Raw genomic sequence first — 22,212 nt, forward strand, 5'->3', positions numbered from 1 at the left:
GACCCAACGCATCAATCTGCGCCTCTAAGCGATCGCCGGCGTCTGAGCGAACCGGCACAATGGTAAAAGACAAGGGCATGAGCGGCTTCCTAAAAGATATTTAAGTTTAGCAGAGCAATGACCGCGTGGATTTCTTGATTGTGCCACGCAGCGCTTTAGCTCATCTCATGCAGATTGACAGCAAGCCCCAAGTTGACCGCGGCCTAAAAAACTGTTCATAATATGAGCCTCTCTCCTACTAGATAGCTTGCATCCATGACGCTGCACTCACATTTGTCAAAAGAAGAAAAGTCGGACCCGAGTGCAACCTTTGCGGCGCGGCTGCGGATCCTGGTAGCGGAAAGTTCGGTGTCAGCCTTTGCCCGCAAGGTGGGCCTGAGCGAGAGTTTGATTCGTAAATATCTCAATGGCACTGAACCAAGCCTGTCACGCGCCGATCTGATCGCGCGTCGGGTTAATGTCAGCCTGGAATGGTTAGCCACCGGCTGTGGCTATCAATATCGCCAAGCGGAGGTCGTAGATGAGGCAGCCTTGATGGTCGCCAACCAGATCGCCCAGCAGCTTCTAAGTGCCGATGCCCGCGAACTCGACGAGACGCAAGGCTTAACCTTGCTGGTTTCGATTTACCAGTTTTTACGCGCCCACAAAAAAACCGATGGTTATCTAGATGAACCCGGTGCACGGCAATTCGCCGTGCATGCGCTGGCCTCGATACAGGCGACCGAGCCTCTATAGGGTTTGGCTGGCAATGCACCGATCGCGCGAGCGTTTGGCCTGATACATCAGGCTGTCCACCTTCTGCATCAGTTGTTCTTCGCTCAGTTGCCGCGTTGCCTCGGGGTGGTACTCCACCAGGCCGACCGAACAGCCCAAGCCCAGGTCAGGGTTAACGCCGATCTTCTGCAATGCCTCGGGTTGAAAAAAAGTGTCGATAAAGCGATATAAAATGGCTTCGGTCTCGCCCAGATGGAGGTCTTGAAAACACACCAAAAATTCATCCCCGCCCAAACGATAGAGGTGATCTGCTGAGCGGATCCGAGCCGTCAAATCCGCGCAAAAGGCCTTCAGATATTCATCCCCTACCCAATGGCCGTGGGTGTCATTGACCGACTTAAAGTTATCCAAATCGATAAAGGCTAGGCACAGTGTGCTGACACTCCCGGGCGTCAGTAGGCGCTGTATATCTTCGCTAAAGGCGATGCGGTTGTACACACCGGTGAGCGCATCGTGATAGGCCAGACGATGGGAATCCAAGCGATCGAGTATATACTCGACCGAACGCGATAGGCGCTCACAAATTTTTTGCATAATGGCGCGTGCATCTTGAGAATAGCTGGCCAGGTCGTTAAAAAAACTCAAGCGTAACTGACCAGTGCCACCGATAAACTGCAGGGGATACTGTAAAACCTCTAGGCCAATGCGCTGGTCCAGGACGTTACCCTTGGTGATTTTCCGGTTCAACTCTTGCCCGTCACTGAGGGTCAGTTGTATCGTCGAGCTGTGAACGGTGATGAAATTCTGCAAATTTTGCAGAAAGGCGTCGAGCAACTCCTCCAACGTTGAGCTGCGTATGGCCGAATCGCTAAAGGCCACCAGGGTATGCAATAAACCATTTTCCAGCTTTAGGGCATCGATGCCTAGCTGACGCTGCGCCAGATTGATCGCCTGGCGGGCGTCAACGGTGGTCTGCATCAAGGGTTGTCGGCGGCCCTCTCTAAACCAACCTACTCGGCTGTGCAGATGGTTGGCACGGCATTGTTTTATCCCAATACGAGCCCAGGCTTTGGCCCGGCCCGGTTCATTGAGATCACGCAGATAAACCACCAGCAGGCGCACGGGTAAGAGTTCCAAATGCATATTTTTACCCAACCTGCCAAGTCGGTCGGACAGGGTGGCAAACAGATCTTCGGCCTGATCGACGTCCAAATCTTGTGTGATCAGGCCGATACAGCGAATAAAGGCTTCTCCCTCATGCGATCGCGTTTGGGTTTGGCGCAGCTGCTGATGAATGGCCAAGGGCAGTCGTCGGTCGCCATCTAGGTAGGCCGCTATGGCCTGCAGGGCCAACATCTCCTCCTTGTTTAAGAACCGAATGCCACTCATATTGCGATATTCCATTATCAAAAATATATCGTCTAATAGTGAGATGGTGCTCTGCAGATGATCGGCATAGAAGGCGGTTAGTGCCAAATTGTAGAGGGTGGTACAAATTTGATCGAAATTACCATCGGCCAAAACCAAGGGATAGGCCGCCTCGATGGCCTTGCGCGCGGGACCGCTTTGTCCCAAACCGTTAAGCAAGAAGGACAGGCCGTTGAGCGTATTGTGGATGCGCACTGATAGGCCGCATTGCTTGGTGAGGTTTAGCGCCTTTTGGATATGCGACACGGCCTCCTTCGGCCTGCCGTTGGAGCCAAGCACGATACAGATATGATGATGCGCCGTGGACTGGCCAATCAGGTTGTGTAGCTGTTTAAAGTCCCGAACGGCCGCCAAACACAGGCTGATCAACCGCTCCGGCTGCTCCGCCAGCAAGACCTCATTGAACCACAGAGAGCATTTCACGAAGGCCGCCAAATTAGGCCAGCCCTGCTGGCTCAGCGCCCGTTCCAACTGCTCTAGCCGTTCGGCGTCCAGGTCGAGTTGGCCGTCCATGCAGACACTGAGAAAAATATAAAACTCGGCGAGCAGCTGCTCCTGTGCCTGGTGCTGCTGGTGCGCATAGAACCTGAGGTTGTGAGCGGCCTTGGTGGCAGCTGGGAAGTCCTGCAAGCACAGATATCCGACACAGATGGCCGACATAGTCGCGAGACCGGACGGCACCGCTAAGGCCTCCAAATTGATTTGTTGCAACTCCTGCATATGGATATGGCAGCGTTCGGGATCATTGGTCAGAATCCAGGCAAACATTCTAGCACTGAGAATAGCCGCCTTGTCTTCGAGTACCAGATGTGGCTCAGCCTGGATGCGATCGGCCAAGGTCAAAATTTCATCGGGGCAGTATAGTGCTTGCGCGAACTCTAGATGCCGCCACATCTGAGCGCTCTGGAGTTCTACATGGTAATGCTGGCGGCTCTTAATAGAGCCGCCAGCCTTGTCAGGCACCGTTATATGGCGGCGCTTAATCTGCTGTACAAAACCTTGGATGTTTTTTAAATGTGTAAAGGCCATGGTCGACAAATACAGATGGAGGTGGATCTTGGCGGTAAATCGATAGTCTTCTTGTTGTAATAATTTCAGCGCGGAGGGCGATAGGTATTGCGCGTGGGTAACCGCAATGGTGACCGGCCGAGCGAAGCAGTGCTCGAGCAGGTAGGCCAAGGCTTTTTGCACCTCGATCTGCTCGTAGGAGAGCTCATCGGTATTCAGGGGTTCACGCTGCGCCGGTTCCTGATCGAGGACAAAGCTGCGTAGCACCGGTTTCAATACCGTAAAAAGGTTGGGCAGTTCAAGCACCTGCTCCATATCGGCGTCGGCCTGTTGCAACGCAAAACGGATAATGGACACAAAGGGTTCAAAGGGCAGATGCTGTGCACTGGAGTCGAGGCTGATCTTTAAATCGTAGGGATCGGTTGCGCTTTGGCCCTTAGCTAGGGCCGGGTTTTCCAAGAAGAGGGTGACCGGTTGGGTCGAATTCTGAAAGAAACCAGACATCATGTAGAGTCAATGCAGCAGATGATGAGTTTAAAACTAGTTAAGGGGGGCAAGCCTGTCAATGTTGGAACGCTGAGTGGGTTGGGCTGCCAGCCTGGAATGAACCTAAATAAAAGGGCATAGCGAGCTGGGTTGTCGTAGTGGATGGGGTAGAACCCAACAAAAGCAGAATTCAAATAAACGTATTTATAAATATATTGTGACTGTGTGGCTTTTAACTAGTGGCTTTTAAATAAGCATCACTGTCTGGTGCAAAGGTGGAGTATATAGGTAGTAACGCGCCACCCAAGGCTCGTGCATCAAAACCAATGTTTCCGCATATTATGGTGGGTTTAGACAGCCCTTCCCAATTGTCAGTATGGCAAGCATGGCGAATTGCGTCGACCAGGTAAGTGGTGGCTTTTGCCGGGATGCGGCCATCGATAATCACACCTTCTGGATCAACAAAGGCACAGCCAGAGGCGATTGCATAGGCAATGGCCAAAGCCGCTTTGTCTGCCCAGCGGGTATAAACCAGCCATGTTTCTGGGTTTATTTCACTGGCGCCCTCAAGAAAGATCTTGGCCAGTCCTAGCTGGCTGAGTTCCTGGTCTAGGTGATACAGGGAGGCGTCTGCGATGAGCTGTTTACTGCTGCTCAGGGGTATGGAACCCATAGCGCCAGCATTGGTGTTATGCCCTGCGTATATTTGGTTATTTAAGACCAAGCCACCACCGATAAATGTACCGACATAAAAATATAAAAAGCTCTGCCACTTATGCGGGTTGCCAAAGGTTAGCTCGGCAATGCAAGCTGCGGTAGCGTCATTGGTGAGTGTGGTTGGAATCGTAGTGAGTGCCGCAATCTCTGCGCGAATATTGATGTTGGCCCACGATTTGCGCGCTTCTATCGGGCCTTTAAGCTCTCCCGCCCAGCCATCCATCGAATAGGGCGCCGCCACGCCAATGCCAAGAACCTTTGTATGTTGTTCAGCGGTGAGGCTGCCAAGTATATGATCCAAGCTCCGTTTAATATGGTAAAAAACTTCCTTGGGCTCTGGAAAAGCATAATTGTAAGATAAACGTGAGCGCACCTCTCCGGTAAAGCCAACCAATAATACTTCCAACGAACTGCGACCAATTTTGATGCCTATGCTTAACGCACCATCTGGATTGAGCCGATAAGGCGTAGAGGGTTGGCCTTTGCCACCGCGACGCTTTTCTCCTGCCAGTAATAAATCTTGTTCTTCCAGCCGATTGATTATTATCGTGGCTGTTTGTGGCGTGAGGTTGGTTGCTTTGGCAATGTCGGCTTTGGTTATCCCCCGGGTTTCACGAATAATGGCCAGAATGCGCCGCTCATTATATTGGCGCATGCCGGTCTGATTCGTGCCAGCATTGCGCAATTGGGGGTTTTCCAAATTCATAGTGTTATATGTAACTCGCGTCTTTGTGAACAACCTGATCAACACCCGTGATCATGGATACAATTTCATTGCCATCTGTTTCAGCGGTCAATTTATCGCCAACAATTCGCCCTTGGCGAAAAACAATAATTCGGTCAACTAAATTAAATACTTGGCGTAAATTGTGGCTAATCAGAATCAGGGGTGTGCCCTTCTCTTTCAAGCCACGAATGATGTTTTCCACGCGGGTCGATTCTTGAATACCTAAGGCGGCAGTGGGTTCATCCATAATGATGAGCTTATCGCCCCATCCCGCTGCGCGGCTAATTGCGACACATTGGCGCTGTCCGCCAGACATGCCTCTTAAAGATTGGCTAAGATCAGGAATCTTAACACCTGTTTTTTGTAATAGCTCTTGAGACTCCGCCAACATAGCCTTTTTGTCCATCCAGCTAAATGGACCAAAGTCGAACTTGGTGAGTTCTCGGCCTAAAAATATATTGGTTGGTACATCCAATTCGTCAGCCAGTGCCAGATTTTGGTAGACCGTTTCGATGCCTGCATCACGCGCTTCTAAGGGTGAAGCAAAGTCAACTTCTTCACCGTAGAATTTTACGCTGCCGCGGGTACGCCGTTCAACACCGGTAAGGTTACGCACAAAAGTGGATTTTCCGGCACCATTATCACCTACGATGGCCACATGCTCGCCGGGCGCTAAGATAAAATCAGCATCGTTGAGGGCATGCACGCCGCCATAGTGTTTGGTAAGGCCGCTAATCTCTAAAACGGGATGGGTCATATCTGCCTCCAATGGGCTAAATGTTTCTGTTGAGCTGAGAATGCCGACGAAAGGCACCCCTGTCAATTATTAAGTAAAATTGATTTAATAATTGACAGGGGTGATACAAATGAGCAATGATTCTGTCAGGCCATCTAAATGCCGCAAATACCTGTTCAGCAAATTATATTTTGTAGTTGGCGCCACAGGACGAAAATAAAAACATATCGGAGTATCGATGATGAGCATGAAAATGAATAAATTAATTGGCGCAATCGCCGCAAGCGCTTTGTTGTCTGGCGCAGTCTATGCAGAGTCTATTGGTTATATTACCAAGTCAGCGACTAACTCTGGTTGGATGATGATTAACCAGGGCGCGGCTGATGCAGCGAAAGAGGCAGGCGTTGACCTTATAACAGTAGGACCTACTTTCCAGGGTGACCTGTCTAGTCAGCTAGAAGTGTTTGAAAACCTGTTGGCTCAAGGCATTAAAGCCATTGCCATTGCACCTGTTGATTCCTCAGGCATTGCGCCTGCAGTAAAAGATGCCATGGACGCTGGTGTGGCTGTTGTGGCCATCGACACGGGTGTAAACGGCGCGGCTGTAACGTCATTCGTTGCCACCGATAACTATGCTGTTGCCAAGGTTCAAGGCGCTTATGCCGCTACGTTAGTAAATGATGGCGATGCTATTGTTTATGTAACGGGTAACCAAGCTCAAAGCACGGGTCAAGAGCGCCGTAATGGCTTCACCGAAGCATTCAAAACAGCGCGTCCAAACAGTGAAATTTTAGAAGTACCGACTGAATGGAACTCTGCCCAAGCTCAAGAAGGCGTTGAAGCTATTCTCAATGCGCGTAACGATATTAAGATGGTCGCAAACGCATGGGATGGCGGCACTATGGGCGCTAAAGCTGCAATGGAAAACCTAGGCTTGTCTGCTGGTGACGTGTTGCTGGTTGGTTTTGATGGCGCAACCGATGCCGTTGAAGCAATGGAAGCTGGTTGGGTACATGCCGATACAGCGCAGATGTTGTATCAAATGGGTTATCAAGGCATTAAAGCGGCTGTTGATGCATCAAACGGAAAAACAGTATCTGCCCGTATCGATACTGGTTTCTTCTTGGTAACACCTACGACTGCTCAAGCTTACAAAGACCTGGTTGGTATTAAGTAAATCATAATAAACTTAGTTTATGTAGCATGATAATAGAGCCCGGCGATGCTGGGCTCTTTTATAATTGGAGAAGAGATGAACGTGTTGAGTTTACAAGATAAAGCAATAACCCACCTAGTTTCTTTCTTTCGCAAAGAATGGTCTGGGGCTCTATTAGCTATATTGATTTTATCCATTGCGATTGAAATGGTAACGTCTGGAAAACCATTTTTTCACCCTACAAATATCATGACCATTCTCAATAACTCTGCAGCAATTGGCGTCGTGGCGGGTGGCATGACATTAGTGATATTGGCCGCTGGAATCGATCTATCCGTTGGCGCAGTAATGGGTATGGTTGCTGCGGTAACAGGTTATATAGCCAGTTACTGGGGACTGCCACCCGGTATAGCAATTTTTTGCGGCTTGGCTTTAGGTGGCTTGATTGGAGCAATACATGGCTCATTAATCGCCTATTTAGGCATGCCGGCATTTATCGTCACCCTAGCAGGACTTTCGGTCTGGCGAGGCAGTGCTCACCTGTCTACAGGCGCTCAGGCAACACCAAAATTACCAGCTACTTTTGACCTGTTTGGTCGATACAACCCGTTTGCCGGATTGCGCGAACAGTTTCAAGCTGGTGAGCTTTCGGGCCTAATGGAGTCGCTTGGCGGGTTTGTGGATGCCAATTGGATGGGCTTCTTTCGCACATTTCAGATGAGCATGATCATCTTCATCGTATTTTTTATTCTGCTAGCTGTAGTCGTTTCCAATATGAGATTGGGGCGATACATCTATGCTATCGGCAGTAATGAACAAGGCTCTCGGCAAGCGGGCATCAACACCCGATTGTATACGTTATACACCTATGTCCTCTGTTCTATGGGCGCAGCCTTCGGTGCATTGTTGTTTCTCGGTCGCGCACCTTACGCCAAGTCAGATTATGGGCAAATGTGGGAGCTAAATGCCATCGCCGCGGTCGTCATTGGCGGCACGTCACTGTTTGGTGGGCGAGGCACCGTGATTGGTACCTTTATGGGCGTGGTGCTTATTAAGCTCATTAACAATGGCCTGACCTTGGCTCAGCTTGAAACCTTCTGGCAGATGGTGGTAACCGGCCTTATTATTTTAGTTGCTGTGGGTATCGACATTGTCCGGCAGTCAAAATCCGCTGTTAAGGTACAACAGATGTTGGGTGTGGTGGCGATCGTGTTGGCTCTGTTCGCAGCCCTGACACCATTGTCTGCGTTGATTAGCTCGCTGATTAGTCTACATGAGCACAATTCGATGGTCGCCATGCAGCAAGCTGGGGCCAATATGGTGTCCTACCACTATGTAAGGTTGTTAGATGAAGTTGGTGTGCTCAATCTACACACCATTATTTCAGGCACCTGGATGATAAGCCTTGCGCTGCTGGCTTTAGTGGCCGGTGCGGTGGTGACGGTGGTTAAATTACACAAAACCCTGTCCTTTGCCATGGGCGGTATTTTTGTCGTATCAGCACTGGCACTGATTGCTTCCGATATGGCCGCAGCCGCACCACTGCTGATTTTAGGCGCGTTTGCAATGGCGGGTCTGCCTACAGTGCCCTATATGTTTGAACGAGCCAGAGCGTTAGATAGCGCCAACGGCTGATTATCTGTTCTGGTTAAGCCCTTGTAGGCATGATAACTGTGCAAGGGCAGTAAAGAGGGAGTGCATGCGCTGCCTCTTTACGGTTCGACTCGCCAGATCCGTCTCAACCAGCCCATCACGGTATTTAGCGCCATCTGCTGAGCTATATTGATCTATTGGCATACAACTCCCCCCTAAGAACATAATCATTGTTTAGATCTAATTTATCCTGCCGAGTTGGCGCAACAGGTGCTTGATATGGCCTCGAGCGTAACCAGTGTTGTGCGGCTACATCAATATCAGGTTAGCGAAGTCTCAGGCATTAGCCGTCAGTTTACTTAAACGTAATTTAGTCGCTCATCAAGCGTTGTTGGTTGACCCAGTCTTTGGGCAAATTATAAATGGCTTGCGGGGGTCATGGGGTTTTAAAACTCGAGATACAGTTGTACAGCAGTCATATCTATCAGAAGTGTTGTAGAAGTAACTGGGGGAAAGGTCTGTATAGCAACATGAAAAGGCGCCCTAAGGGCTTAGAATGGTGCGGACGGAGAGACTCGAACTCTCACACCTTGCGGTACCAGAACCTAAATCTGGCGTGTATACCAATTTCACCACGTCCGCATAAAACGAAGTGAGCGCATAGTAATTAGTTTTTTCTTACATATCAAGCGCTTGCACGAATATTCTTCTTGTTATCGCGTTTACCTCAGGCTTATTTGAGCGGCCTATTCGCCTCCACAGGGCACCGCCGCGCATTACTGCTGCTCCGGGTGAGGGGGCGTCTTAAACCCAGCGGAGTTGTCGTTGAGGCCTGCCTTAAAGGGTGAAATGTCGATGGCGAAGCCCAAGACCCCCACGGCTTGTTGATCTTCACCCTGTAATGGATAGCGTTCGATGCGTACCCATTTTGCTGCTTGGCCGCTGAAGTCCAAGCGCAGGTCAAGTTTCTGCGCCATGCCGGTGGCCAGAGCCGCCTCATCGGCAGCCACAAAGGTGCTCACCAATTGGGCATTGAGTAGGTCGGCATCGGTCTTACCCTTTGGTTCTTGGCCATTAGCCCATTGCTGAACAAAGGCATGGTTGGCGACCAGATATCGTCCAAGCCGATCTTTAAGCCAAACGGGAAAAGGCAGGTTTTGCACTAGGGACTGAAGAATAATGTGGTCGTCGCGCAGTTGCTTGCTGGTGTCGAGCATATCCTTGGCCTGGATCAGGGCATTTTGTAAGTGTTTTTGATCGTTTTGCGCCAGTAACAGGGTGATGTGGGCGTACACCCTGAGCGCAATCAGTAAAAAGACCAGGCTGATCAGCGCCATCACCATGGTCAATATGCTGCTGGCTAGGCCCAACTTAGCGTTGAACAACCAGACGCTTGCCATTAGAAACAGGCCCGCACAAAAACCGACGGACACCAGCATTAGCAGCGGGCTCTTATAGGGCAGGCTCGGTTTGGCGATTGGCAGGGGGGATTTGAGCGTTTGAGGCATAACCGGCTTCACTATAAAGGCTAAAGAAACGTGCCCCCCGAAACCCAAGGGATCGAGCAGCACGTACATTGCTTTAGAGTATAGATCATCTTCGGCCGAGTCGCGGGGCTGCCGCGACGGCTATTTAATGCGCTTGTACTTCAGGCGTTTAGGGCCTTCATTGCCGTGACGTTTGCGGTGGTCGGCGTCGTATTCGGTAAAGTTGCCTTCAAAAAAGACCGCCTTAGAATCGCCTTCGAAGGCCAATATATGCGTTGCGATACGGTCGAGAAACCAGCGATCGTGGGAAATGACGATGGCCACGCCGGGAAAGGCCAAGATCGCCTCTTCCAGTGCGCGCAAGGTTTCAATATCCAGATCGTTGGTCGGCTCATCGAGCATGACCACGTTGCCACCTTCTTGCAGCACCTTGGCTAGAAATAACCGATTGCGCTCGCCACCGGAGAGGTTCTTAACAAACTTCTGCTGGTCGCCGCCCTTGAAGTTAAATCGGCCCAGATAGGCTCGCGATGAGGTTTCATAGGTACCGATGGTAATGGTGTCCATGCCGCCGGAGATCTCTTCCCAGACCGTATTGTCGCCATTGAGTTCGCGTAACTGGCCAACGTAAGCCGGCTTGACGGTTTCACCGATGCGAATCGTGCCATCATCGGGTTGCTGCGTGCCGGCGATCATATTAAACAGAGTCGATTTACCCGCACCGTTGCCGCCGATAATACCGACGATGGCACCCGGTGGGATAACAAAGTTGAGATCCTCATAGAGCAATCGGCCATCGAAGGACTTACTCACGCCTTCGGCTTCAATCACGATATCGCCCAAGCGTGGTCCAGGTGGGATATACATCTCATTGGTTTCATTGCGCGCTTGAAACTCTTGCGAATTCATTTCTTCAAACTGCTTGAGGCGAGCCTTAGACTTGGATTGACGGCCTTTGGAGCCCTGACGCACCCACTCCAGTTCGGCTTTCATGGCCTTACTGTGGGCTGACTGCTGCTTCGATTCGACGTCCAGACGCTGTTGCTTGTTTTCGAGCCATTGGCTGTAATTGCCTTCAAACGGGATGCCCTGTCCGCGGTCGAGCTCGAGGATCCAGCCGGCGACATTATCGAGGAAGTAACGGTCGTGGGTAATGGCGACCACGGTGCCGGTAAACTCGTGTAGGAAGCGTTCTAGCCAAGCCACTGATTCCGCATCGAGGTGGTTGGTCGGCTCGTCGAGTAACAACATATCGGGGTTGGACAGCAGTAATCGGCACAGTGCGACTCGGCGGCGTTCGCCGCCAGACAGATGTTCGACCCGGGCGTCCCAAGGTGGCAGACGCAGGGCATCGGCGGCTATTTCCAAACGGGTCTCGGTGTTGTGACCGTCGGCGGCATTGATGATGTTTTCCAGTTCCTGTTGCTTCTGGGCTAACTTGTCAAAATCAGCATCCGGTTCGGCATAGGCTGCGTATACTGCATCAAGTTCTACCTGGGCATTTTTAAGACCGCTGAGCGCCTCTTCCACTATCTCACGTACCGACTTGCTGTTATCCAGCTCTGGTTCTTGCGGTAGATAGCCAATCTTCAAGCCTGGCTGGGGGCGCGCTTCGCCGAGGATTTCGGTGTCGAGGCCGGCCATGATGCGCAGCAATGTAGACTTACCGGAGCCGTTTAGACCCAAGACGCCAATTTTCGCGCCGTGATAGAAAGATAGGGAGATATTTTTCAGGATTTCTCGTTTCGGCGGGACGATCTTGCCGACGCGATTCATGGTAAATACGTATTGAGCCACCGAAGGATCCTTGTCTGAAAAATAGGTGAGCAATTTTAATGGATGCGCGGGTGTAAGTCACTTCAATGCTATAAATAGTCCGCTGCCGTCGTTTGATTGCAGCGAAAGCATAACAATTTAACAACATACGACTAAATAAGCCCTTTTTCTGGGATTGCGCGTGGGTTTGTGTAAAATACGCCGTCTTCCTGACCGGTAAAATGCCTGGCAAAGCCTGGTTGTTATATCGATTTTTACGAAGCCCTAGTTATGGTCTGCGGTTGCGGTGTCTTAACTGAGGCTTCCAACACATTGGAGAGTCTAATGTTTGAAAAAACCATGAATATTGCCGATTACGATGCCGACCTGTGGCAGGCAATGGAAGCGGAACGTGTGCGTCAGGAAGAGCATATAGAATTGATCGCCTCAGAGAACTACACCTCGCCGCGCGTTATGGAGGCCCAGGGGTCTCAGCTGACCAATAAATATGCCGAAGGTTATCCCGGTAAGCGTTATTACGGCGGTTGTGAACACGTCGATGTGGTCGAGCAACTGGCCATCGATCGGGCCAAAGAGCTGTTTGGCGCGGAATTTGCCAACGTCCAGCCTCACTCCGGTTCACAGGCCAATGGCGCGGTCTATATGGCCCTGTGTAAGCCTGGCGATACTATCCTCGGCATGAGTCTGGCGCACGGTGGTCACCTGACCCACGGTGCATCAGTGTCCTTCTCTGGCCGAATCTACAACGCGGTTCAGTACGGTCTGAATACCGATACCGGTGAAATCGATTACGACCAGGTTGACGCTCTAGCCCGTGAGCATAAGCCAAAGATGATCGTAGCCGGCTTTTCAGCTTACTCACTGATCGTCGACTGGGCGCGTTTTCGTGCCATTGCCGACGAAGTGGGTGCCTTCCTGTTCGTCGACATGGCGCACATTGCCGGCCTAGTCGCGGCGGGTGTCTACCCGAGCCCGATGCCGTTCGCCGATGTGGTCACCACCACCACCCATAAAACATTGGGCGGCCCGCGCGGCGGCCTGATCCTGGCGCACAACGATGAGGCTTTGAACAAGAAGTTGAACTTTGCCGTCTTCCCTGAAAGTCAGGGCGGCCCGTTGATGCACGTTATTGCCGGCAAGGCCGTCTGCTTTAAAGAAGCAATGGAGCCTGAATTCAAGCTGTATCAGGCCCAGGTGGTTAAGAATGCCAAGGCGATGGCGGCGGCCTTTATGGCGCGCGGTATCCGCATTGTCTCCAACGGCACTGAAGATCACTTGTTTTTGGTCGATTTGATCGGCAAATCTTACTCGGGCAAAGACGCTGATGCGGCCTTGGGTTTGGCGAACATTACCGTCAACAAGAACTCGGTACCCAATGATCCGCGCTCACCTTTTGTAACCTCGGGTCTGCGCATTGGTACGCCATCGATCACGCGCCGCGGTTTTAATGAGGCCGAAGCGACCCAGTTGACCAATTGGATCTGTGATGTGCTGGATGCGCTGGAAACGGGCAACGCCGATGCGATGATCGCTGAAGTCAAAGCCAAGGTGATTGCGATCTGCGCTTCCTTGCCAGTCTATCGCTAAGAGAGCCTAAGGCGCGCCGTCTAGGCGGATCTCGCCGATAAAAAAACCAGTCTATTTAGGCTGGTTTTTTTTGCGCCGATGTTACTCAAGCAGCCTGTCGAGCGACCCTAGGCCTGAAATAAGAAGTTACGAATCAGGTCCTTACCGCCTTCGGTGGCAAAGGATTCCGGATGAAATTGAATCCCATAGATCGGGTAATCGATATGTTGTACGGCCATAATCTCAAAGTCCGCGTCGCTCTGCAGCTGACTGCGGTCGTCGAAATCGGCGGCGGCCAGGGCACCCACGGCCGAGGTTACGCGCAGGCAATCGGGTAGGGTTTTCGGATTGGCGATCAGCGAATGATAGCGCATGACCTCTAATTGGTCGGGGACACCGGTGAAGAGCCCACGCTGGTCGTGCTGGATGGGGCTAACCTTGCCATGCATCGGCACCGGCGCCTTGATGATATGCCCGCCAAAGCTGTGCACTATGCCTTGCATGCCCAGGCAAACGCCCAGCAATGGTGTGGTCGGACCCAGGGTACGAATTACCTCGGTGCAAACGCCAAAGTAACGCTCATCGTCGGGTGAGCCAGGCCCAGGTGAAATAATAATTCGGTCCGGTCGCAGTTCTTGGATCTGGGCCAGGCTCAGTTCATCGTTGCGTTTGACGCTCACCTTGAACTCACCTAGGTCGCCTCGGCTCTGCGCGGAGGACAGTATTTCACCTATATATTGATACAGATTGAAGGTGAAAGAATCGTAATTGTCGATGATCAGTACGTTCATGTTGGCTTACCTTATAGCACCCGGGGTCACACGGACACCGGGTCGGAATTATTAGCCCGGTCGATGACCGGTTGGTTGAGTGCTCGGAGCGCGAGTTGTTAGCTTGGCTCGGGCGTCATAAATTGCTCCAAGACCTTGCGCGTGCCGGCAAACTTGCGTTGAATTTCTTCGTACTCATCGTCGGGGTTGGAGTCGTACACATTGCCGCCGCAGGTTTGCACATAAGCCTGGTCGCCATTGGCGAAGATGGTGCGAATGGGAATAGCAAAGGTGCAGTCGCCATTGAAAGAAAAGTGCCCGACCGCGCCACCGTAGGGACCGCGTCCGTCGGACTCCAGGTCGTTGATGATTTTCATCGCCTCAATCTTCGGTGCCCCGGTTAGGGTGCCGGCCGGAAAGTTGCTCGCCAAGGCGCTGAACATATCCTCTTGCTCGGCGATAATGCCGACGATCTCACTGGAGATGTGCTGCACATGGCTGAAACGTTTGATGTCCATCAGACTGCGCACCTTGACGGTGCCAAAGCGTGCCACCCGGCCAATATCGTTGCGGTGCAGATCGACAATCATATTGTGCTCGGCGATCTCTTTGGGATCGTTCAATAAGGCGCGCGCGAGCAGGGTGTCGCCTTCCGGCGTCGTGCCGCGCAGGGTGGTGCCGGCCAACGGAAAGGTCTCCATTTCACCTTGACGCAGACGGAACAGCAGTTCTGGGCTGGCCCCGATCAGTTTTTGGGCGCCAAACTTAACGTAGTACATCTGCGGCGAGGGGTTCACGTCGCGCAGTTTTTCATAGAGGTTGATGGTGTCGCCATCCAGGCTGAAATACTTCTTGAACCCGACCTCGGTTTGGAAGATTTTGCCATCGATTATGTCTTGCTTAACCTTGAGCACGGCGGCGCGATGCTGTTCGCGTGACATGCTGTCGCCGGTGGCCGTGACCGTCAAGGGGCCATTGCCTGGGTAGCTGCTGGCAAGCAATTGCGTCACCCGATCGATGCGGTTGTTGTCGTAATAAAAATAGAACACCTCCCCGGTCATCTTGTCGCACACCAGGCCGTCCTTATAGAGGCCAAAACGGAAGGCATCGAACAGCTCACTGGTTTGAATATCGAGCTTGGCTTCAAAATAGTTCATCGCATCGTAACCCAAGTAGCCGGTCAGGCCGCCGGCGTACATGCGCGAAATAATATCCTGTGGCATCAGCGTGCGCAGCAGCTCATATGGATTGTCACTCTGATAATGGACCTGGGAGCCGTCGCGCTCGGTAATGGTTAGTTGATCGCCATTGGCGAAGATCACCTTTTCGGGGTCGAAGCCAATAATGCTGTGCCGGGCGATATGGCTGTCCTCACCGAGCGATTCGAGAATAAAACAGTTGTCATAGGCCTTATCGACTTTTTTGAACAGTTCAAAGAAATCGCAGTGGTCGGCGACCTTGAGATATTGCGGCTTGCGCGGCAGGGTAAATTTTAACGGTTGCACCATGGCAGTATCAGTCATCCTTAAGAGCCCTGGCGCCGCGCGAAACCGTCGCGATACCAACGCCGAGTTGTTCGGCAATTTTACGTTGCGGTACACCTTGAACCAACATCCGGAAGATCTGCAGTCGTTTGACTATTTCCTCATATTCGGACGGTGTTAACAGCTGCTCAAGGCAATGGGCCATCTCGGTCCGGCTTTGCGCGGTCAAGAGATGGTCGAGTAATGCGATCTGTTCGGGATTGTTTGTATTCATGTACTAGTATGCTATAACATTTTGCGCTAGAGTCAACTCTAGTTTTCACGCATCGATTCGGTGTTAAACTGGCGCGCGCTTTTTCGCATGGGATATTAAACGGAATGCCAGCATGTTGTTGATGATCGATAATTATGACTCCTTCACCTATACCCTGGTGAACTATCTGGAGTCGCTGTCGATTGAGGTTGTGGTCAAGCTTAACGATGAGATCGATCTGGCCGGTATTGCGGCCTTGGCCCCGGACCAGATAATGATTTCGCCGGGTCCGGGTACGCCCGATCAGGCCGGCATATCGCTCGCCGCGATCCGACACTTTGGCGCGGCGCTGCCGATCTTTGGCGTTTGCCTAGGTTGTCAGGCGTTGGGTCAGGTGTTTGGCGCCAAGGTGGTGCGGGCCAAGCAGGTTATGCACGGTAAAACGTCGGCCATCCATCATCGCCAACAGGGCGTATTTGCCGGTCTGCCGTCACCCTTTAATGCCACGCGCTATCATTCTCTGGCCCTGGAGCAACGCTCCATTCCCGACTGTCTTGAGGTCACGGCCTGGACCGAAGATGCCCAGGGTTCGCTAGACGAAATAATGGCGATCCGGCACACTGAATTGCGCTTAGAAGCCGTCCAGTTCCATCCCGAGTCGATTTTAACCGAACAGGGTCTGGCGCTATTAAGCAATTTTGTCACCCGATAACCGGTCAGGGCGGTTCCTGGCCACAGCGAGGCTTTATGGATATTAAACAAGCACTGGAGCGTATTGCCGGTCACGGTCACCTCAGCCAACCGGAAATGAGCGATGTGATGCGTTCCATTATGACCGGTGCATGCAGCGATGCGCAGATTGGCGCTTTTCTCATGGGCTTGCGCATGAAGGGTGAGACGGTTGAGGAAATCACCGGCGCGGTGACCGTGATGCGTGAACTGTCGACCAAAGTACCGGTAACCGCCGACCACCTAGTGGACACCTGTGGTACCGGCGGCTCGGGGCAAAAACTCTTCAATGTCTCAACCGCCAGCGCCTTTGTCGCGGCTGCGGCCGGCGCGCATGTTGCCAAGCACGGTAATAGAGGTGTGTCCTCGACCTTTGGCAGCGCCGACCTGCTCGAGGCGGCCGGTGTCGAGCTGGCCTTGCCACCAAGTGCCATAGCCCGGGCGATCGAAACGATCGGCGTCGGCTTTATGTTTGCCCAAGCGCATCACAGTGCCATGCGCTATGCCATGGGCCCGCGCAAAGAACTGGGCATGCGCACCATCTTTAATATGCTCGGCCCGCTGACCAATCCCGCCGGTGTAACGCGGCAAGTGGTCGGCGTCTTTAACGCTGAGCTCTGCGAACCGCTCGCCCTAGCGCTAAAACAGCTCGGCAGTGAGCATGTTATGGTGGTGCATTCGTTGGACGGTCATGACGAGTTCAGCCTGTCCGCGGCAACCTTCGTTGCGGAGCTGAAGGACGGTCAGGTGAACACCTACACCGTGGCGCCGGAAGATTTTGGCTTGGCGACGCAGGCCATGGTCGGCTTATCGGCCGACGGCGTGGCCGGCAGTTTGGCGCTGATCCAGGCGGTGTTCGATGGCTCTGGCGATGAGGTCAGTAACCGCGCCGCCGACCTGATTGCACTCAATGCCGGGGCCGCCATCTATGTTTCCGGTGTGGCCACCAGCTTTGCACACGGCGTTAGCATGGCCGAAGACGCCATTGCTTCAGGCCTGGCGCGCGAGAAGTTGCGCGAATTCGCTCAGTTCAGTCAGAGTGCCGGCTAGCCCTATAATGGGTCGCGCTCGGCCCACCCTATTGACCTCTATTTTTGGTAACCCAATGAACAACAGACCGACCATTTTGAATGAAATCCTGGATCGTAAAGTGCAGGAAGTGCAGCAGCGCAAACGTATTAAGTCGATGCGCGACCTGGAACAGGAATTTGACCGCTATGCGCCGCCGCGCGGCTTTACCCAGGCATTGCTCAATAAAATTGACCAAGGCCAGGCGGCGGTTATCGCCGAAATTAAAAAGGCGTCACCGAGCAAGGGTGTCTTGCGTGAGCCCTTTATTCCCCAGGCCATCGCCGAAAGTTATGAGCGCGGCGGGGCGGCCTGCCTGTCGGTGTTGACCGATGCAGATTTCTTCCAGGGCCACGAAGACTATCTGATTCAAGTCCGCGAGACTGTCGGCCTGCCGGTGATCCGCAAAGACTTCTTGATTCACCCCTACCAGATCGCCGAAGCCAAGGCGATCGGCGCCGACTGTGTGCTATTGATTGTCTCGGCGTTGGATCCCATTCAGCTACGCGATTTGCATGCGCAGGCTATCGCATACGGTATGGAGGTGTTGATCGAGGTGCACGATGCTTCCGAGCTGCGCGTGGCCTTGACGGTCGACAACCGCCTGATTGGGGTCAATAACCGTAACCTGCACACCTTTGAGGTGTCCCTGCAGACGACACTGGATCTGAAGGAAATGCTCGACCCCGAGCGTTTGCTGGTGACCGAGAGCGGCATCCTCAGTGGCGCCGATGTCCGTCTGATGCGCGATAACCAGATAAACGCCTATTTGGTTGGCGAAGCCTTTATGCGCGCCGATCAACCGGGTGACAAACTTGCCGAACTTTTTGGAGACTATTAATGCTACCGATCGTGCAAATTCTGCTGGTGCTGGGGGTTGTTATGGCCCTGGTGCTTTTCATCACCTCGCGCAATCCGACCCAGGTCACGGCCGAGCAACAGGCCAGTTACAGTAAATGGTTCCGCATTCTGGTGCCGATCATGCTCATTGCCGCGGCCATCAAGTACTTTATCGGCTAGCGCGAGGCTCCGTCCGTTTGAGGGCATGGGGCTTTTATCCAGGCCAACAAAAAGCGCGCTCAGTTTGCACTGAGCGCGCTTTTTTTATGACCTACCGCGAGGCGGCGTGAGCCGCCGGCTGATCTATTCTGAACGACGACGCGGTGCTGGCTTGCGATCGCTGCTGCCGCTGGCATCACGACGTGGTGCTGGCTTGCGCTCTGCGCCGCCGGCTGGAGTCGACTCAGACCACTCACGGATATTCAATGGTCGTCCCTTAACCCGAGTCTTCTGCAGATGTTGCAGAATATCGGCCGGCATACCCTTGGGTAAGTCAACCAGGGTGAAGGTGTCCTTGATGGTGATGTTGTTGATGAAGCGACCTTCAATGCCGCCTTCATTGGCAATGGCACCAACGATGGAACCGGCTTCGACGCCATCTTGACGACCGATGTCGAGCCGGTAGGTGCTGGCATCATAGCTCAGTTCACGCTTACGACCGGGCGCACTGTCGGAGCGTGGGCGGCTTGGCCGGCTGTCGCCACGATCACCGCGATCATTGCGGTCATGGCTTTCGCGACTGCGCGCATGCACGACCGGATCTTTCGGGATCTGCAAAGGCTTGTCTTCTTGCGCCATCTTAGCCAGAGCGGCTGCGATGTCGAGGATATCGACCTCTTCGTCTTCGGCTTCGATCCAGCTGGTCACCATGGCTTTGAAATAATCCAAGGAGCCCTTTTCAACGAGCTCGGACACGCTGGCTTTGAACTGCTCCGCCCGGTATTCGCCCAACTGTGCCGCTGACGGCATCGGGTAATCTTTCAGGACCGACTTAGTAGCCCGTTCGATATCGCGCAAGATCCGCTGTTCACGTGGCTTAACAAAGAGGATCGCTTTACCACTGCGGCCGGCTCGACCAGTACGGCCAATACGATGGGTATAGGTCTCGACGTCGCCTGGGATATCCCAGTTGATGACGTGGGTGATCCGTTCGATGTCCAGGCCGCGCGCGGCAACGTCGGTCGCGATCAGGATGTCCAGCTTGCCGCCGCGCATTGAATTGAGTATGTCTTCACGTTGCTTCTGGGCAACTTCACCACTCAGGGCGGTGGCTGCATAGCCGCGTGCCGAGAGTTTTTCCGACAGGAACTGACACTCTACTCGAGTCCGCACGAAGATGATGATGGCATTCCATTCTTCCACTTCGAGCAAACGAGTTAGAGCTTCCAACTTGTCCAGACCCTGAGCACGCCAGACGAACTGATCGATGCGGCTTTGCTCTTGGCTGCTGGCCTTGATTTCAATCTTGATTGGATCTTTCTGATAACGGTCGGTGATGCGCTTGATCTGGCCGGGCATGGTGGCCGAAAACATCGCCGTCTGCTTTTCTTCTGGGGTGTGTTCCAGGATCCAGTTGATGTCTTCAATAAAGCCCATGCGCAACATCTCGTCGGCTTCGTCGAGGACCATATGCTTCAGATCGGACAGATCCAGGGTGCCACGACGCAAGTGGTCCATGACACGGCCTGGTGTGCCGACGATAACTTGAGGATTCTGTTTTAACGCGCGTAACTGGTTACGCATGTCGGTGCCGCCGTAAATGGGCAGGACGTGAAAACCTTTCACGCCGCGGGCATAGACCTGGAAGGCTTCAGCAACCTGGATCGCCAACTCGCGCGTTGGACACAGAACCAGTGCCTGAGGGGTGTTGAGGCTGGTGTCGATCTTACACAGCAAGGGCAGTGAGAAGGCGGCGGTTTTGCCGGTTCCGGTCTGCGCCAAGCCGAGTACGTCACGGCCTTCCATCAGGGATTTAATAGCTTGGCTTTGAATCGGGGTTGGGCTTTCATAACCCAATGATTCCAGCGTGGCCAATATAGCAGGCGTTAGGCCCAGGTCGGCAAAGGTGATGTTTTCAGACATTTAAGATTCTCGATCAAATAAGTGCTGTACTCAATGTAAGCACTAAAGGGTGATTCCGGTGGCAGGCCATCCAGGTCGATTCCAGCGTCAAAGCTGGTGCGGTGTAAAATAAAACCGCGCAAAGGTGAAGGCAGGCTGCGCCCCGTGTCGCATCTGATTGCGAATAACCCTGTAGATCGTCATGAAAAACAAAATGCTCATTCCTGAGCTGCACAATTGCAGGCTGGGTCACCTTGGCGGCGCGGAGTATACAGATCCTGTATAAAATTGTCTGTTTATTTTTGCGACGCTAGGTAATAAGTATCGGAATGGCCTGTGGGGCGCGACGATATTGCCTCGAGGCCGTCCGAGCGGACACGGAACAAAACAGTAACGCGCGCTGGGCAGCGCTTGACTCTGAGCGTGAAGCCGGTCTAAAAGGTTCCCGGCAGCAGGTGGCTGCGGTTGATATTGCTCAACTGGCGTTCACCACAGAATGCCATGGTCAGATCCAATTCCTTATGGATAATCTCCAATGCGGTGGTTACGCCCTTTTCACCCATGGCACCGAGCCCATAGAGAAAGGGTCGGCCGATGTAAGTGCCTTTGGCGCCCAAGGCGATGGCCTTGAGTACGTCCTGGCCGCTGCGAATGCCGCCGTCCATATGGACTTCAATCTGATCGCCCACAGCATCGACGATGGCCCCCAGCTGGGAGATCGTGGACGGTGCGCCATCGAGTTGGCGACCGCCATGGTTGGAGACGATAATGGCATCAGCCCCGGCCTGCACCGCCAACTTGGCGTCCTCGACATCCAGAATGCCTTTGAGAATTAATTTGCCGCCCCAGCGCGCCTTGATCCATTGGACATCTGACCAATTTAGGGCTGGATCAAATTGTTCCGCGGTCCACGAAAATAAGGAATTTACATCGCTAACCCCCTCGGCATGACCGACGATATTACCAAAGGAATGGCGGCGTGTGCTGAGCATGCTCAAACACCAGGCCGGTCGAGTGAGAATCTGGCCCCAACCCTTGAGCGTCAGTAATGGGTTGGTGGACAGTCCGTTGCGCACATCCTTGTGGCGTTGGCCGATAATCTGCAGATCTAGGGTTAGTACCAGAGCCGAACAGCCTGCGGCCTTAGCTCGGTTGATCAGGTTTTCGGCGAACACCTTGTCTTTCATCACATACATCTGAAACCAGAAGGGCTCTGTGGTGTTGGCGGCGACATCTTCAATGGAACAGATGCTCATGGTCGATAGGGTAAAGGGGACACCGAACTTCTCCGCCGCTAGCGCAGCCTTAATTTCCCCATCGGGGTGCTGCATGCCGGTTAAACCCGTCGGCGCCAAGGCGACCGGCATGGTGGTTTGTTGGCCTATCATCGGCAGAGCGGTGCTGCGATCGGTCATATCGACGGCGATGCGTTGGCGCAGCTTTATCTTCTGGAAGTCACTGGAATTTTCTCTGTAGGTCGATTCGGTCCACGAGCCTGAGTCGGCGTAGTCATAAAACATTCGCGGCACGCGTTTTTGGGCCTTTATGCGCAGATCTTCAATAGTGCAAATGGTCATAGTCACCTCTTATTGTTGTGTTGGTTTGCAGTGCGA

Annotated in this window: 18 protein-coding genes and 1 tRNA gene; 8 read left to right on the top strand and 11 right to left on the bottom strand. The window is 52.9% G+C overall.

Features of this window, described 5'->3' with window-relative positions:
• The first annotated feature begins 255 nt into the window (after positions 1-255).
• A complete protein-coding gene (locus AC4FIC_RS04380) occupies positions 256-735 on the top strand; it encodes a helix-turn-helix domain-containing protein (protein WP_100255959.1) in 480 nt (159 codons plus the stop codon).
• Here AC4FIC_RS04380 and AC4FIC_RS04385 read toward each other — a convergent pair.
• The 3 genes from AC4FIC_RS04385 to AC4FIC_RS04395 all read right to left on the bottom strand — a co-directional run bounded on the left by AC4FIC_RS04385 (position 730) and on the right by AC4FIC_RS04395 (position 5,837).
• Positions 730-3,657: a GGDEF domain-containing protein gene (locus AC4FIC_RS04385; protein WP_476194800.1), complete on the bottom strand. Its 2,928-nt coding sequence runs from the start codon at positions 3,655-3,657 to the stop codon at positions 730-732. The two genes, AC4FIC_RS04380 and AC4FIC_RS04385, sit on opposite strands and share 6 nt — an antisense overlap.
• 211 nt (positions 3,658-3,868) lie before the next feature.
• Positions 3,869-5,059, bottom strand: coding sequence for an ROK family transcriptional regulator (locus AC4FIC_RS04390; protein ID WP_100255961.1), 1,191 nt, complete (start codon positions 5,057-5,059; stop codon positions 3,869-3,871).
• A gap of 4 nt (positions 5,060-5,063) precedes the next feature.
• Positions 5,064-5,837, bottom strand: a complete 774-nt coding sequence (locus AC4FIC_RS04395) for an ATP-binding cassette domain-containing protein (protein ID WP_100255962.1) — start codon at positions 5,835-5,837, stop codon at positions 5,064-5,066.
• A 217-nt stretch (positions 5,838-6,054) separates the two neighbouring features.
• On the opposite strand from AC4FIC_RS04395, the gene AC4FIC_RS04400 reads away from it, so the two are divergent.
• Both AC4FIC_RS04400 and AC4FIC_RS04405 read left to right on the top strand, forming a co-directional pair.
• Positions 6,055-6,993 carry a sugar ABC transporter substrate-binding protein gene (locus AC4FIC_RS04400; RefSeq protein WP_100255963.1) on the top strand — a complete coding sequence of 313 codons (939 nt, stop codon included), beginning with the start codon at positions 6,055-6,057 and terminating at the stop codon, positions 6,991-6,993.
• 75 nt (positions 6,994-7,068) lie between these two features.
• Positions 7,069-8,607: an ABC transporter permease gene (locus tag AC4FIC_RS04405; protein ID WP_287418571.1), complete on the top strand. Its 1,539-nt coding sequence runs from the start codon at positions 7,069-7,071 to the stop codon at positions 8,605-8,607.
• 515 nt (positions 8,608-9,122) lie between these two features.
• Here the strand turns inward: AC4FIC_RS04405 and AC4FIC_RS04410 are convergent.
• The 3 genes from AC4FIC_RS04410 to ettA form a co-directional block, all read right to left on the bottom strand.
• Positions 9,123-9,207, bottom strand: a tRNA-Leu gene (locus AC4FIC_RS04410).
• Positions 9,208-9,341: 134 nt separating this feature from the next.
• Positions 9,342-10,073, bottom strand: a complete 732-nt coding sequence (locus AC4FIC_RS04415) for a PAS domain-containing protein (RefSeq protein ID WP_158524267.1) — start codon at positions 10,071-10,073, stop codon at positions 9,342-9,344.
• Between the two features lie 120 nt (positions 10,074-10,193).
• Positions 10,194-11,849 (bottom strand): energy-dependent translational throttle protein EttA, encoded by a 1,656-nt coding sequence (gene ettA, locus AC4FIC_RS04420; RefSeq protein ID WP_100258667.1) that lies wholly within the window; start codon positions 11,847-11,849, stop codon positions 10,194-10,196.
• 303 nt (positions 11,850-12,152) lie between these two features.
• Between ettA and glyA the strand changes: the two genes are divergently transcribed.
• Positions 12,153-13,415, top strand: a complete 1,263-nt coding sequence (gene glyA / locus AC4FIC_RS04425; RefSeq protein WP_100255966.1) for a serine hydroxymethyltransferase — start codon at positions 12,153-12,155, stop codon at positions 13,413-13,415.
• Between the two features lie 107 nt (positions 13,416-13,522).
• Here the strand turns inward: glyA and AC4FIC_RS04430 are convergent, their stop codons facing one another.
• The 3 genes from AC4FIC_RS04430 to AC4FIC_RS04440 all read right to left on the bottom strand — a co-directional run bounded on the left by AC4FIC_RS04430 (position 13,523) and on the right by AC4FIC_RS04440 (position 15,922).
• The gene (locus AC4FIC_RS04430) at positions 13,523-14,185 is read right to left on the bottom strand and encodes an anthranilate synthase component II (RefSeq protein ID WP_100255967.1); all 663 of its coding nucleotides are present in this window, start codon (positions 14,183-14,185) and stop codon (positions 13,523-13,525) included.
• Positions 14,186-14,283: 98 nt separating this feature from the next.
• Positions 14,284-15,687 carry an anthranilate synthase component I family protein gene (locus AC4FIC_RS04435; RefSeq protein WP_227003737.1) on the bottom strand — a complete coding sequence of 468 codons (1,404 nt, stop codon included), beginning with the start codon at positions 15,685-15,687 and terminating at the stop codon, positions 14,284-14,286.
• The gene (locus AC4FIC_RS04440; protein WP_100255968.1) at positions 15,680-15,922 is read right to left on the bottom strand and encodes a Trp family transcriptional regulator; all 243 of its coding nucleotides are present in this window, start codon (positions 15,920-15,922) and stop codon (positions 15,680-15,682) included. Before AC4FIC_RS04440 ends, AC4FIC_RS04435 begins: the two co-directional genes overlap by 8 nt.
• Positions 15,923-16,034: 112 nt before the next feature.
• Between AC4FIC_RS04440 and AC4FIC_RS04445 the strand changes: the two genes are divergently transcribed.
• The 4 genes from AC4FIC_RS04445 to AC4FIC_RS04460 are packed head-to-tail and all read left to right on the top strand — an operon-like array spanning position 16,035 to position 18,718.
• Positions 16,035-16,613 carry an anthranilate synthase component II gene (locus AC4FIC_RS04445; RefSeq protein ID WP_273285985.1) on the top strand — a complete coding sequence of 193 codons (579 nt, stop codon included), beginning with the start codon at positions 16,035-16,037 and terminating at the stop codon, positions 16,611-16,613.
• Positions 16,614-16,648: 35 nt separating this feature from the next.
• Positions 16,649-17,680, top strand: a complete 1,032-nt coding sequence (gene trpD / locus AC4FIC_RS04450) for an anthranilate phosphoribosyltransferase (protein ID WP_100255970.1) — start codon at positions 16,649-16,651, stop codon at positions 17,678-17,680.
• A 55-nt stretch (positions 17,681-17,735) separates the two neighbouring features.
• A complete protein-coding gene (gene trpC, locus AC4FIC_RS04455; protein WP_100255971.1) occupies positions 17,736-18,539 on the top strand; it encodes an indole-3-glycerol phosphate synthase TrpC in 804 nt (267 codons plus the stop codon).
• A complete protein-coding gene (locus tag AC4FIC_RS04460; protein ID WP_100255972.1) occupies positions 18,539-18,718 on the top strand; it encodes a hypothetical protein in 180 nt (59 codons plus the stop codon). The genes trpC and AC4FIC_RS04460 overlap by 1 nt, the downstream gene beginning before the upstream one ends.
• A gap of 123 nt (positions 18,719-18,841) precedes the next feature.
• Here the strand turns inward: AC4FIC_RS04460 and AC4FIC_RS04465 are convergent, their stop codons facing one another.
• Both AC4FIC_RS04465 and AC4FIC_RS04470 read right to left on the bottom strand, forming a co-directional pair.
• Positions 18,842-20,620 carry a DEAD/DEAH box helicase gene (locus AC4FIC_RS04465; RefSeq protein ID WP_100255973.1) on the bottom strand — a complete coding sequence of 593 codons (1,779 nt, stop codon included), beginning with the start codon at positions 20,618-20,620 and terminating at the stop codon, positions 18,842-18,844.
• Between the two features lie 413 nt (positions 20,621-21,033).
• Positions 21,034-22,176: an alpha-hydroxy acid oxidase gene (locus AC4FIC_RS04470; RefSeq protein WP_100255974.1), complete on the bottom strand. Its 1,143-nt coding sequence runs from the start codon at positions 22,174-22,176 to the stop codon at positions 21,034-21,036.
• Positions 22,177-22,212 lie beyond the last annotated feature (36 nt).

Source organism: Reinekea sp. (genome assembly GCF_982785585.1).

Bases quoted from the DNA above. Each gene is read 5' to 3' on its own strand.
- AC4FIC_RS04380 (WP_100255959.1), top strand. From the start codon at position 256: ATGACGCTGCACTCACATTTGTCAAAAGAAGAAAAGTCGGACCCGAGT.
- AC4FIC_RS04385 (WP_476194800.1), bottom strand. From the start codon at position 3,657: ATGATGTCTGGTTTCTTTCAGAATTCGACCCAACCGGTCACCCTCTTC.
- AC4FIC_RS04390 (WP_100255961.1), bottom strand. From the start codon at position 5,059: ATGAATTTGGAAAACCCCCAATTGCGCAATGCTGGCACGAATCAGACC.
- AC4FIC_RS04395 (WP_100255962.1), bottom strand. From the start codon at position 5,837: ATGACCCATCCCGTTTTAGAGATTAGCGGCCTTACCAAACACTATGGC.
- AC4FIC_RS04400 (WP_100255963.1), top strand. From the start codon at position 6,055: ATGATGAGCATGAAAATGAATAAATTAATTGGCGCAATCGCCGCAAGC.
- AC4FIC_RS04405 (WP_287418571.1), top strand. From the start codon at position 7,069: ATGAACGTGTTGAGTTTACAAGATAAAGCAATAACCCACCTAGTTTCT.
- AC4FIC_RS04415 (WP_158524267.1), bottom strand. From the start codon at position 10,073: ATGCCTCAAACGCTCAAATCCCCCCTGCCAATCGCCAAACCGAGCCTG.
- glyA (WP_100255966.1), top strand. From the start codon at position 12,153: ATGTTTGAAAAAACCATGAATATTGCCGATTACGATGCCGACCTGTGG.
- AC4FIC_RS04430 (WP_100255967.1), bottom strand. From the start codon at position 14,185: ATGAACGTACTGATCATCGACAATTACGATTCTTTCACCTTCAATCTG.
- AC4FIC_RS04435 (WP_227003737.1), bottom strand. From the start codon at position 15,687: ATGACTGATACTGCCATGGTGCAACCGTTAAAATTTACCCTGCCGCGC.
- AC4FIC_RS04440 (WP_100255968.1), bottom strand. From the start codon at position 15,922: ATGAATACAAACAATCCCGAACAGATCGCATTACTCGACCATCTCTTG.
- AC4FIC_RS04445 (WP_273285985.1), top strand. From the start codon at position 16,035: ATGTTGTTGATGATCGATAATTATGACTCCTTCACCTATACCCTGGTG.
- trpD (WP_100255970.1), top strand. From the start codon at position 16,649: ATGGATATTAAACAAGCACTGGAGCGTATTGCCGGTCACGGTCACCTC.
- trpC (WP_100255971.1), top strand. From the start codon at position 17,736: ATGAACAACAGACCGACCATTTTGAATGAAATCCTGGATCGTAAAGTG.
- AC4FIC_RS04460 (WP_100255972.1), top strand. From the start codon at position 18,539: ATGCTACCGATCGTGCAAATTCTGCTGGTGCTGGGGGTTGTTATGGCC.
- AC4FIC_RS04465 (WP_100255973.1), bottom strand. From the start codon at position 20,620: ATGTCTGAAAACATCACCTTTGCCGACCTGGGCCTAACGCCTGCTATA.
- AC4FIC_RS04470 (WP_100255974.1), bottom strand. From the start codon at position 22,176: ATGACCATTTGCACTATTGAAGATCTGCGCATAAAGGCCCAAAAACGC.